This window comes from Rhodococcus sp. WY5, from assembly GCF_018588185.1.
Taxonomy (GTDB): Bacteria; Actinomycetota; Actinomycetes; order Mycobacteriales; family Mycobacteriaceae; genus Rhodococcus_F; species Rhodococcus_F qingshengii.
Window position 1 is genome coordinate 398,133 of the sequence record NZ_JAAMPR010000001.1, and the last position, 12,287, is coordinate 410,419.

General features: G+C 61.3%; 11 protein-coding genes. 4 read left to right on the forward strand and 7 right to left on the reverse strand.

The window, feature by feature from the left end; genetic code table 11:
• Positions 1-48: 48 nt before the first annotated feature.
• The 4 genes from G4D79_RS01785 to G4D79_RS01800 all read right to left on the reverse strand — a co-directional run bounded on the left by G4D79_RS01785 (position 49) and on the right by G4D79_RS01800 (position 4,353).
• Entirely contained in the window at positions 49-1,017 is a 969-nt protein-coding gene (locus G4D79_RS01785; protein ID WP_064443076.1) for an NADPH:quinone oxidoreductase family protein, read from the reverse strand.
• Positions 1,018-1,216: 199 nt separating this feature from the next.
• The gene (locus tag G4D79_RS01790; protein ID WP_019749697.1) at positions 1,217-2,053 is read right to left on the reverse strand and encodes an SDR family oxidoreductase; all 837 of its coding nucleotides are present in this window, start codon (positions 2,051-2,053) and stop codon (positions 1,217-1,219) included.
• A 40-nt stretch (positions 2,054-2,093) separates the two neighbouring features.
• Complete coding sequence (locus G4D79_RS01795) at positions 2,094-2,885, reverse strand: maleylpyruvate isomerase N-terminal domain-containing protein (RefSeq protein WP_099697745.1); 792 nt, start codon at positions 2,883-2,885, stop codon at positions 2,094-2,096.
• 13 nt (positions 2,886-2,898) lie between these two features.
• Positions 2,899-4,353, reverse strand: a complete 1,455-nt coding sequence (locus G4D79_RS01800) for an aldehyde dehydrogenase (RefSeq protein ID WP_073512052.1) — start codon at positions 4,351-4,353, stop codon at positions 2,899-2,901.
• A 115-nt stretch (positions 4,354-4,468) separates the two neighbouring features.
• On the opposite strand from G4D79_RS01800, the gene G4D79_RS01805 reads away from it, so the two are divergent.
• Positions 4,469-5,473, forward strand: coding sequence for an AraC family transcriptional regulator (locus G4D79_RS01805; RefSeq protein WP_042451915.1), 1,005 nt, complete (start codon positions 4,469-4,471; stop codon positions 5,471-5,473).
• Positions 5,474-5,515: 42 nt separating this feature from the next.
• Here the strand turns inward: G4D79_RS01805 and G4D79_RS01810 are convergent, their stop codons facing one another.
• Positions 5,516-6,424: a crotonase/enoyl-CoA hydratase family protein gene (locus G4D79_RS01810; RefSeq protein ID WP_099697746.1), complete on the reverse strand. Its 909-nt coding sequence runs from the start codon at positions 6,422-6,424 to the stop codon at positions 5,516-5,518.
• 160 nt (positions 6,425-6,584) lie between these two features.
• On the opposite strand from G4D79_RS01810, the gene G4D79_RS01815 reads away from it, so the two are divergent.
• From G4D79_RS01815 to G4D79_RS01825, 3 genes are all read left to right on the forward strand, one after another.
• Entirely contained in the window at positions 6,585-7,172 is a 588-nt protein-coding gene (locus G4D79_RS01815; RefSeq protein WP_099697747.1) for a TetR/AcrR family transcriptional regulator, read from the forward strand.
• A gap of 642 nt (positions 7,173-7,814) precedes the next feature.
• Positions 7,815-9,179, forward strand: coding sequence for an MFS transporter (locus tag G4D79_RS01820; RefSeq protein ID WP_042451923.1), 1,365 nt, complete (start codon positions 7,815-7,817; stop codon positions 9,177-9,179).
• A 149-nt stretch (positions 9,180-9,328) separates the two neighbouring features.
• Positions 9,329-10,210 (forward strand): A/G-specific adenine glycosylase, encoded by an 882-nt coding sequence (locus G4D79_RS01825; protein ID WP_007726916.1) that lies wholly within the window; start codon positions 9,329-9,331, stop codon positions 10,208-10,210.
• On the opposite strand, the gene G4D79_RS01830 is transcribed toward G4D79_RS01825, so the two are convergent.
• Both G4D79_RS01830 and G4D79_RS01835 read right to left on the reverse strand, forming a co-directional pair.
• Entirely contained in the window at positions 10,207-11,232 is a 1,026-nt protein-coding gene (locus tag G4D79_RS01830) for a hypothetical protein (RefSeq protein WP_235867819.1), read from the reverse strand. The two genes, G4D79_RS01825 and G4D79_RS01830, sit on opposite strands and share 4 nt — an antisense overlap.
• Before the next feature lie 59 nt (positions 11,233-11,291).
• On the reverse strand, positions 11,292-12,203 hold the full coding sequence (locus tag G4D79_RS01835; RefSeq protein ID WP_065456167.1) for a hypothetical protein: 912 nt from the start codon (positions 12,201-12,203) through the stop codon (positions 11,292-11,294).
• Positions 12,204-12,287 lie beyond the last annotated feature (84 nt).

Here is a 12,287-nt window from a genome sequence, read left to right on the forward strand (position 1 = left end):
AGGTTCGTTCGCTAAGGTCGTTTGTTCACAAAGTTGTTCGTGTAGAGATCATTCGAGAGACAGCGCGACTTTTCCTACCGCCGTACGCTCACGCAACGACTTCAATGCATCGGCGGCACGCGCCAAGGGGTAGAGGGTGGGCTCGGGCACCCTCAGAGCTCCCGACTCGAGCAGGGGGTAGAGCTCCTGCCATTGACGCGCCAGATACTTGGGATCAGTTTTCAGATATTCACCCCATCCTGCACCGGTAACCGAAATATTCTTCAGGAGAAGTCGATTGACTTTGACCGTGGGAATATCACCGCCGGTGAATCCCAAAACGACCAGGCGCCCGTTCGGCGCAAGGCTGCGCAGGCTGTCGGTGAAGCGGTCACCACCGACCGGATCGAGAATGATGTCGACACCGCGCCCATTCGTAATCCCTTGGACGCGTTCCTTCCACCCGTCGACCGACACGACGTGCGTTGCCCCGGACTCCGCGGCGATTTTCTCCTTCTCGCCTGTACTCACGACAGCGACGGTCTCCAGACCGAGCGCTGACGCGACATGCAACGCGGCCGTACCCAATCCACCGGCCGCGCCGTGAATCAGGACGGTCTCGCCGGCACGGTATCGCGCGCGTTCGTCGAGGGCGAAATGCGCAGTCAGATAATTCAGGAGAAATCCCGAGCCGGCCGAGAGCGAGACCGCATCAGGCAGAGCAAAGACATTGGACGGCGCGACCGCAACGGTCTGCTGCCACGCACCTTCCCCGGCCGTAAGCACGGCCACGCGCCGCCCGGGTGTGAAGCCGGACCCGGGTGGCGCGCTCCGAACGGTACCGGCGCCCTCAACCCCTAGCGCGCAGGGTAATTCGCGCACCGTTTGGTAGCTGCCCGTGGTCTGGAGAAGATCGGGGAAACTCACTCCGGCGGTGTGCAGATCAATTACCACCAGTGCCGGATCGACAGGTTCGTCGACATCGACCAACGACAGACCTCCGGGCCCCGTCGCCTCCACCAAGTGGACTGCTTTCATTCAAACTCCTCGGACTGGTCCCGGCGACTTCGTTGACAAACGGAATCCGCCGTAGCAACAGTTTAACGATCGTTAAGTAGGACTCTACGGCGACAGGCAGACCATGGCAATGGCGTCTGCCCGCGGGACGCCCCCGGGCCGTCGTCCTCGACGATGTTCGCGAAGCCACACTGGCAGGGAGCGGTTTTCGATCAGGTCGTCAGTACAGGTAATCCTCGCCGCTGGCGCGCACGGTTATGTCACTGATGCTGATACCCCATGGTTGATCAATGATGTGAACAACAGCGTCGGCCAGATCGTCGGGCTTGATCAGCCAGTATTCGATGGAGTCGACGTCCTTCTGCCCGGGGCTGAGGGTGCCGTCGGTTAGATGCCCGACGTTCTCCATGTAGGTTCCCGCACGTTGACCGGTGAGACCCAGGATCGCGTTCTCATTGACGATCCAGCTCGCCAAGTTTGTTCCTGTCACGCCTGTGGGCTTGACCGTCGTCACCTTGATCTTGCCCTTGGCTTCGATTCGCAGTGAATCCGAGATCGTGGTAACTGCAGCCTTGGTCGCGCTGTAGACGCCGGAACCGTCGATGCCTGCGTTTCCGAAGATCGACGAGATGTTGACGACTTGACCGCGTCCCTGCTCGATCATCTGGTCGTATACGGCGGAGATTCCGTTCACGACGCCCTTGATGTTGATGTCGATTGCCTTGTGCCACTTCTGCCACGCACGTTCGTGATCGGCGAAATACGCGAGAGGCATGACGCCTGCGTTGTTGACGAGTACGTCGAGCGCTCCGTACTCCGAAATGCCGTGCTGCGCCGCAGCGATGACCTGATCCATGTCGGTGACGTCGGCAATCTTGTAGGTACCGGTGAATCCCGCGGCCGCGATACCGTCGAATACAGTCTTCAGGCCCGCCTCGTTGATGTCCACGCCGACGACTTTGGCGCCCTGCGCTGCCACCTTCTCGGCGATGAGTTGACCGAACCCACCGCCTGCACCGGTGATGAGAATGACCTTGTCCTGCAAGTACTGAGACATAGCTGTTTCCTCTTGTTCTGGATCTCGGGTTCGTTGTGGGTCAGACGATGTCGATGGCATCGAGGACTGCGGCGACGGTCTTGCGGTCGCCGGAAACCTCGACGGCAGACCGCCATGCAGATCGGGTGGTCCCCCACCGCAGGAATTCGGTGGCCTGGGTGGTCGCGACGTTCTCCGGCACGTCGTCAGCTTCGGTGACGGTCACTCCCCCATCGACATGAGAGATGACGAAAGTGCGCTCGGTGGCGCCGTTGAGGCGCAGTGCCACAGGCGATGTCAAGGCGGCGGCGACAGCTTCGCCGCACATCTGCGGGAGCCCCGCAACCATCCAGTCGATCGCCGGATCGACAGCGGCCGCCACGTCGATCTCACCGTGAGGAAACGGTCCGAACGGCGACAGAAGATCCGACGTCAAATGGACGAGATGGTCGAACGACACTGCGTCACTGAGCTGATGAAGGCGATAAGTCCCGAGGTCGAGCATCTCGAGTGTGTTGTTGCGAAGCTCCTCTGTCTGCAGCGCGGCCAACGTCGCGAGTCCCGCTTCGGATTGTTCCCGGTAGTAGTCCAGGATCTGCTCGTGCGGTAGATCGGCACGCTCGCGGACGGCAGCATCGTTGAGCCGCTCGGACTTTCCACTGGGGTTCGGCGGGAACACCAGATCCGGATCGGCGATGAAGTTGAAGAAGAACGCCATGTGACCGATGAGATCGTGGACGCGCCAACCGTGGCACGCACTGTCTGCTTCCCACTCGGTCGTGCCGAACTGCTCGGCGATTTTCACTGTGTTTTCTGCCAGCGCACGAGCGCCGGCGAGTCCTGCGTCGGACATGGTGGCTCGATTCTTACGAGGATGCGAGGAAAATGGATTTGAGCTGCTGGTACGCCGCGAGCCCTTCGGGACCGAGTTCACGACCCAGGCCGCTGGCTTTGACTCCACCGAACGGTGAACCCCAGTCGAGGTTGAAGGTGTTGACACCGAACGAGCCGGTCTCGACACGTCGAGCAATTGCGATACCGCGTTCCTCGTCGGAGGTCCATACAGTCCCACCGAGGCCGTACTCGGAGTTGTTGGCAAGCGCGACAGCCTCATCGACGTCGTCGTATGAAATGACTGACAGCACCGGCCCGAATACTTCCTGCCGTGCGATGGTGCTGTCGTTGTCGACATCGGCGAACACCGTGGGCTGCACGAAGAATCCGGTGTCGAGGTCGGCGGGGCGTCCGCCACCCGTGGTGACAGTTCCGCCCTCCGAGCGTCCCTGGTCGATCAAGGACAGCACACGTTCCTGTTGCCTTGCGCTCACCATCGGGCCGACGAACGTCGACGGTTCCATCGGGTCGCCGACCTGCAGACCCTCGGCCATCGCGGTAATGGCGTCGACGTACGTCCGACTATGGCTGCGGGGAACCAAGATTCGAGTCGACATATAGCACGTCTGCCCACTGTTGAGCAGGGATGCAGTTGCCAGACCGGTTACCGTCTCCTCGACATCCGCGTCGTCGAGGACCAGGGCCGCCGACTTGCCACCCAACTCCAAGGTAACGGGGCGAAGCATACCGCCACACACCGTGCCGATGTGTCGACCGGCCGCAGTGGATCCGGTGAAGGCTACCTTGTCGATCCCGGGATGCGCCACGAGATACTGACCGATCTCCGGTCCGCCAGTCACGATGTTGATGACACCCGCGGGAAGTTCTGCCGCAATGGCGGCCTCGGCCAATATATAAGAGTCCAAGGTGGTTTCGGGAGAGGGCTTCAGCACGACGGTGCATCCCGCAGCAAGAGCCGGGGCGATCTTGAACATCGAAAGCACAGCCGGGAAGTTCCAGGGCGCGATGGCAGCAACGACACCGATCGGCTCGCGTCGCACGATTGTCGTACCCGGCATCGGTTGGCTGGCCCGTCGCTCTTCGGTAGGCATCGACTCGGCGAGGCCTGCGTAATAGCGCAAGAGCTGGACGGGTGCGGCCCCCTCGGCGAAACGGGCGAGCTCGATAGGCATGCCGTTCTGGTGAGTGACCGCCGACGCGCGGTCTTCGGATCGTTTCTCGAGTTCGTCGGCGAACCTGCGGATGACACGCGCACGTTCTGCGGCGGAAAGATCGGCCCAGTCATTCCGTCGCAACGCTTTTCGAGCCGCTGATACAGCTGCGTCGACATCCGTCGATACGGAGGCGGGGAACGAGCCTATCTGCTGCTCTGTGAAAGGTGATACGGCTCGGATGATTTCGGAAGTATCCGGTGCTCTCCACAGTCCATCGATGAACAGTGCAGTGCGGTCGGTGAGTGTTGTCATTTCTGGCTCCTCCAGGGATGGCGCTCGACGTTGAACCAGCCAACCTGTGTTGATCATCACTGCTCAGGCGACGAGAAAATTGACATCATGCGCCAATTTATTTACATTTCGACACATGGCAGATCTGATCAGTGCCTCGTCGCTGACGCGACTGCCCGAGTTGATCTCCGAACTCGGTGGAGATCCGTACGAATTCCTCGACCGCGTGGGCATCGATCCGGCCATCATCGGCGCGTACGACCACTTCTTGCCGTTCAGTGCCTTGTCCACGCTGCTCGGACTCTGTGCGGATGAATTGGAGTCGCCCGACTTCGCACTCAGGCTCGCAGGCAGACAGGACCCGGACATTCTCGGTCCGGTTGCCATCGCGGCCCGCAGTGCCGAGACAATCGGAGATGCGTTGCATGACGTCGCCCGGTACGCGCACGTGTACAGTCCGGCGTTGGCGGTCGATCTGACAGTCGGCGACACCGAGGTGTCCTACGGACTCGATACCGTGCTGCATCGACTTCCGTATCGGTCCCACGTCGTGGAACTGGCGATGGGCGTAACGCTTCAGACGTTCCGGATGATGGCCGGCCCGGATTTCCATCCGACGCACATCTCGTTTCAACATCCACGGATCTCCGAAATACGCAGGTACGTAGAGCATTTCGGTTGTTCCGTCGAGTTCAGCTCGGATCGGAATCTGTTGACCTTTCCGCGCGGAGTCATGCAGCGCCACCTGCCCCGGGTGGATCCGTTGGCCTACGACTTCGCCGTGCGTTTCATGGCGGGTCGAGATCCGGATGTCGCGTTCCACGACGCGGTGTCGGCTTTGATCGTGCGTTCCCTGCCTGCGGGTGCAGCCACACTGAAGCAAGTCGCGACATTGATGATGCTGCACCCGCGAACATTGCAGAGACGATTGGCGTTGGAAGGCAAGGCGTTCGAATCGCTCGTCGACGATTCACGACGCGAACTTGCTCTCGGTCTTCTCTCGAACAGAGACGTGTCCCTCTCCGAAGTGTCACGCCAACTCGGCTATTCCGAACCGAGCACCCTCACTCGAAGCTGTAGGCGTTGGTTCTCCACAACGCCCCTGGAGAAGCGGAGGGCACTTACCCGCCGCACTGGTTGACCGCATGAGCTACAACGCCGACGGTTCGAAGGTCGTAGCGGCTCACCACCGGGGGCGTGGGAGATGGGATGAGAACAGATCTGGCATTGCGTCACTGCAACGGTCGGGAAACACCGCCTCTCGCTTTTCCAGAAACGCCGCAACACCTTCACGAACGTCAGCCTGAGCACCGCGAGCATTAATTCCGATGCTCTCGACGCGATGCGCGACCATGGGATGTTCGACTCCCAGCATGCGCCAGATCATCTGACGCGACAGGGCAACCGATACCGGCGCGCTGTCACGGGTCAGGCTATGCGCGAGCGCCGTCGCCTCCCCTGGAAGATCTTCGCGCGAATGCAGTCGGTAGACCAACCCGGCCGAAAATGCTTCCGCAGCAGTGAAGATCCGTCCGGAGTAGATCCAGTCGAGGGCTCGCTGGAGCGGAACCAGTTTCGGCAGCAACCACGACGAACACGACTCGGGCACGAGTCCTCGCCGATTGAAGACGAAACCCATCCTGGCGTCGTCGGCGGCCAAGCGAAAGTCGGCCGCAAGAGTCATGGTGATACCCACGCCGACCGCCGGTCCGTTGATGGCCGCAATGATCGGCTTCAATGAATCGAACATTCGCAGGACGACGCGTCCGCCGCCGTCCCGACGTAGATCGTCACCGTCCCGACGTAGATCGTCACCGTCCCGACGTAGATCGTCACCGTCCGCGTCAGTTCCGTTCGACTCGGCGCTCCATTCGGAGAATGTCTCTGCCCCCGAGGACAGATCTGCCCCCGCGCAAAACGCGCGGCCCGCTCCCGTCAGGATCACCGCGCGCACAGCGTCGTTCGCGTCGGTGGAGTCGAACGCTTCGATGAGCTCGTTTTCCATCGTCGTGGTGAATGCGTTCAGCTTGTCCGGTCGATCGAGGGTGATCACGGCGATACCGTCTTCGATACTCATCGATATGTGTTCCACAGGTACCTCTTTCTCCGGGTGGCGATCAGCGAACGATAATCGGTATTCTGCCCATATCGGCAGTTCAAGACGGTTCCTTTCCATCAGGTGTGTCCCGCGACTGTTCGGCTCTAAGCTGGGCAAGACGCAGGCACCGAGGAAATGAGAAGGAAACCGAACAATGAGTGGGGCGAAGACAGTCGTTGTCCGGCAACTCATACTCGATTCCGCTGTCCGAAACATGAACGAGCGCGGCTATCACGGGACGTCCATGCGTGACATCTCCGCCGGCGCCGATCTCACTGTCGCGTCCATCTACCACCACTTCAAATCCAAGCAGGAAATCCTTCAGGAAATCATGATTCGGGCGCTCCACGACGCCATCAGCATGACCCGCAGTGCACTGCTGCGCTCCGGCGGCGACCCGAAAGACCAACTGCAAGCAATCGTCCGCGCTTGGGTCATGTTCCATACGACCAGGCGCGAAGACGCCCTCGTAGGAGCGACAGAATTGCGCAGCTTGGACGAATCGGGTCACCGTCTGGTCGTAACCCTGCGTGACGAGCAGGAAAGCATGTTTCGCGACGTAGTCGAACGCGGCATTGTAGAAGGTGCTTTCCACACTCCCTTTCCCCGAGATGCCGTGCGCGCCATCATCAACATGGGGCAGCAAGTCTGTGTGTGGTGGCGCGTCGACGGACCGATGAATGCGGAAGATATCGCGTCTCGGTACTGCGCATTGGCGACCGCGATGATCGAATCAAGCTGAGCTGGGCGACACCTCCGCCAAAGAAGATCTGAAGGGTCGCATTGGCTGAAGCCACTCAACGCCGTCGATGTGCGAGACCAGCGTGCCTCGACTTTCGTCCGCACCCCCGCCGCTCGAATCGGTATCTCCATTCCTGAGACCTGCATCACTGACTAATCATCATCTCAGGCGAACGATCGTTTGGCAACAGATTTCGAATCGCACCCTCCTTGCGGAGAAAGTCGCTGCAAAAGCGCACTTTTCCCGACTATTGACATTTAACGATCGCTAGGTCAATGATGACTCGCAGCCGAACGATCGTTTGGCAAATTCGGAACGAAGGAGTGCGGGCCACATGACCACCTCCGCGTTGCCACGAGATGACGCTGCACACGTCGCCGGCGGCCTCGACGTGGTCACCTTCGCCACCCGACCTTGCGAGCGCCTCCGGTACGGCAATGGCGGCGAGATATGACTTCTCGTATCGAAGAACCCACTCGCACTTGGATATTGCGTCACCACCTTTCGACCCAATACCCGGCTAGCACGATTCCGTCTGGTGCCGGCGCTCGGGACAAGCTCGTCGTCGGCCGCACACCGAACTTGCCGCAACTCACGTCCTGACCGAACTCAACTGAACGACCCCACAGAGAGCGAATCGCGATGACCAACAACACCGAATCTGCGGTGGAGCGCCCGGGCAGATCTCGGCGCGCGTCCTTTGCAGCCGCTATCTCCACTTCCCTGGAGTGGTACGACTTCTTCATCTACGCGACTGCCGCCGCGCTCGTGTTCAACTCGACGTTCTTCGCCACCGACAGCGAGGTGGTCGCTGCAATGAGTTCGTTTGCCACCGTCGCAGTCGGATTCATCGCCCGTCCTATCGGTGGTGTGCTCGCCGGTCATTTCGGTGACCGGTACGGCCGAAAGCCGGTGCTCGTTGCCGCCGTGGTCCTCATGGCGGTGGCAACCTCCTTGGTTGGTTTCGTCCCCAACACCAATGTCGTGTGGCTTGCCCCGGCCATCCTCGTGACGCTGCGAATCTGCCAGGGCTTGGCCGTGGGAGCACAGTGGGGCGGGGCCGTATTGCTGGCCACCGAGAACGCACCGGCGGACCGCCGCGGGCTCTTCGGCAGCTTCGCCCAACTCGGTGTTCCGATCGGTGTGGTGCTGGGCAATATCGTGTTCCTGGTCCTGACAGCAACTCTTGCGGCTGATTCGTTCCTCTCCTGGGGATGGAGGATCCCGTTCTGGATCAGCTTGGTCATGCTTCCAGTGGCATTCCTCATCCATCGCTATCTCGAAGAAACCCCCGAGTTCAAGGCACTCGCAGAAAAACTCGCCGAATCTCCGGTCGTTCGGAAGTCCCCCATTCTCGAAGTGCTCAAGAAGAATCCAGGCACAGTCCTCGCTGCAGCAGGCGCCAATGCCATCGGCGTGATCTTCTTCTACACGATGATCACCGGTTCGGTTCAGTTCGCGACCACCTACCTGGAAATACCGCGGTCGACGGTCCTCACCTACATCCTGATCGCATGTGCAATACAGATTCCCCTGGTTCCGCTGGCGGGATATCTGTCCGACCTCTACGGTCGCAAACTGGTCTTCGGCCTCGGCACCGCAGCCATGATGCTCTGGGGTATCCCGATGTGGCTGATGATCGGTGGATCCAGCCCGGACACGATCTGGCCGTTTGCCGTCGCGGTTATCGTCGGCGTAGTAGCAATGTCCCTCCAAACTGGCACGCAGGGAACACTATTCGCTGAACTGTTCCCACCGGAGATTCGATTCTCCGGCGCTTCACTCGGTTATCAGATCTCCGCAATCATCGGAGGTTTCGCGCCGATGATCATGGTGATGCTGATCAACGGAAATCCGGACAACGCATGGAAGGTCGGTTCCTTCCTCGCCGCTGCCGGTGCTATCGGATTGATCTGCCTCTACGTGATCATTCGCCGATACTCCGGAACCTCGCCGACCGTAGCAAGCACCCGTGTGGAGACCGCGAACGCTCAGTACGCATCATGATCAACCTGGGGTGAGTGGTCTCGATGCCACTCACCCCAGGTTTTCGGGTACGAGAAATCACTGTCGGCGACTGCCGATAAAGTGGCGTCCACAAGTCGACGTGTCCTTCGTCGACCAGGAGCACAGGTTCGAGGAGTGTGTCGGTAGCAGTGGCAGTGGAATCTTCGGTGCTGCTGAAGTGGTACTCCGAGACGGCTCGCGACCTGCCGTGGCGACGCGAGGGCGTCAGTGCCTGGCAGATCCTGATGAGCGAGATCATGCTCCAGCAGACGCCGGTGGTGCGCGTTGCGCCAATCTGGGAAGAGTGGGTCGAGCGCTGGCCGGTGCCGTCGGCGATGGCAGCGTCGAGCCAGGCAGAGGTGCTTCGCGCGTGGGGCAAACTCGGTTATCCACGACGCGCGCTGCGGTTACACGAATGCGCGGGCGTCCTGGCTGCCGAGCACGGTGACGTGGTCCCGGAAGACGTCGATACCTTGCTCTCGCTACCGGGAATCGGTTCGTACACCGCCCGCGCCGTCGCGTGTTTCGCCTACGGACAGCGAGTGCCTGTGGTGGACACAAACGTACGACGCGTAGTTGCGCGAGCCGTCCACGGCAATGCGGAACCCGGGAACCCGTCCAACACGCGAGACCTCGCCGACGTCGCGGCGCTGCTGCCGAGGACGCGTGCGCGCGCCGCCACCTACAGCGCAGCTCTCATGGAACTCGGTGCACTGATCTGCACGGCGCGGAACCCGAACTGCGAGAACTGCCCTTTGCCGAACTGCGCGTGGGTCGCTTCGGGCAAACCGGCACACACCGGACCACCCAAGAAGGTGCAGAAGTTCGCGGGCACAGATCGCCAGGTTCGTGGAAAATTGATGGCCGTTCTTCGCGAGAGTCACCGTCCGGTCGAGCGCGCGCAACTCGACATCGTCTGGCCGGCCGATCCGGGTCAGCGTGACCGTGCGTTGCATTCACTGCTGGTCGACGGACTGGTCGAGCAGACCGACGACGGCCTGTTTGCGCTGGCCGGAGAGGGTACGGCTTAGCCGACTCGCAGCGGGGTGCATTCTTCGGCTGTGGGTTCGTCGGTCTGGAGCGGTGCGACTTCCGGATCAGAACGCCGAAGTACTGCAGGAACGGCAGGCACCACTGGATCGCAAGGCGCAAGTGTCGGAATCTGTAGGGCAGCGCCGGGCGGGGGCCCGCTGGTGGAGGTCGCCGACTCGGCGCCGATGTTCGGGCTATCCGTGGACACCGCGCGCGACCCGTCTGGGGACAGCGCGATCAGCAACCCCGTCAACATGAGTAGAAGCGGCAGTACTATTGCCGCCGCCCACCGGACCCTGTTGACGGGCCGGACAGCCATGCCGCCACCGGACCGAACTTCGCTTCCGCGATCAGCCGCTACCAGCGCAGCCCCTATCGCCAGTTGGGTCCGCTCGCCGAGAAACAGGAAGCCGAGACCTGCCAGTTCAGCGGCTTCCGCGGACGGCTGCCGAGAGTCTTCCTTCACGAGCATCGCGACGAGCATCTTGGGCACAGGGTCTCGTTCGGCGACGAGGAGGTCCAATGTCGCAGCAAATGTCGAGCTGTCCGCAAGCAACTCGGCCGTGTCGTAACGATGCGCCGAGTCCACGACGCCTGCTCTCGGGTCGACGGCCGCGATCACGGTCTCACTGCCGTCCGGCCAGAACGCGAGAATCGGCGAAACACCAATGAGAGCGTCGACCGTCCGCAGGTAGGCAAGCCGTGCGTCGAGACCGTTGACCAACTCGATGTTCTCGAAAGGACTGGAGGACAACGAATCCGAGACAAGTTCGCGCACGTCCGCACGCTCGCACATCACTCCGACGACGGTGGGGCACAGATTCGAGCGCAGAGCTCGACCGGTGGCGACCTCGGCCGCGGAGGCGAGTGCGCGCGCCGACGCTTGCGGAGAGGGAACAGTCCCGTCTGCACCCCAGGGGTGACGGAACTCGTCGATCGAGCCAAGAAGGGGTGTGTCCGCATCTACGAGAGCTGTTGAAATTGACTGATTTTCGAATACAACGCCCAGGCTTTCACGCACTGGATCCTCCATTGACTGCTACTGACTGTTACGAGTGTTGCCATTCCTGCGAAGCAGTATCAGAACGTCAGGCCACCGACCGCCATTGCACCTGGTTCCAGCACCACATCCACCGGCGCTCGGCCGTCGACCGTGACGCGATACGTCCCCGGTAGCAGTCCGACAAACGAGAAGTGACCCTCGAACGGTTTCACCGTCCGCGCTGTCGCGTGCCCGCATTGATCGACGCCGTCGATCACCACCGCCTCCGAGATGCCCGATGTCACCAGACCTGAGATTCGTCCATCTGCCGAGACAGCAGCCCACTGGCTTCTCTGACCACCAACAGAAATCCCGTACGGATCACACACTCCCGGGGTGGTCGCCACCCGCACCGTGACATCGCCCGACCGCACGCGAACCGCCCCCCGATCTGCGGTGACCAGTGCAGCGATCGGTAGACCGTCGGCGTCTTCCCGCTTTCCCGCAGTCATCGTCGCCGTTCGGGTGAAGTACCGGTCCGCGTCCAGATTGCCTATCAGGCAACGTAATCCGACCTCGTCGACACCCGAGCCGTCTTCGCAGTAGTCAGGCACGGACGGCAGAACGAAACCTCGAGGCACCGGAAGTTGCACGACCACGTCGGCGAGCGGGTTGCCCCGGACACCGATGTCGATGACATACGTCACCGGATCACCCTCTCGGACAATGCCGTTGGACGGTCCCGAATCGAGCCCTGGACCGTCAGCGGGATCGAAGGGCGGTGCACCGTCAATCGCCGTCAGCTCGACGGTGAAGGGAGGCACGAACTCTCCCTCGGCCGCCAATCGAACATCCGACTGCATCGGCAGCAAGCCGAGCGCAGCAGCGCCGACCACCAGAGCTCCGGTCACGACAACTATGCCGATACCTCGCACTCCTCGGCGCCACGCTCTCGGCCGGAGTCCGACGACAACGGCCTTCGACCGCACCTCTGACAGACGAGTTCTCACGACGCTCCTTTCGATGTCTGACTCTCTCGGGCCTCCGACAGGCGCTCGCGGCCACATTTGGCGAATCCCGAGCTACGTTCAATA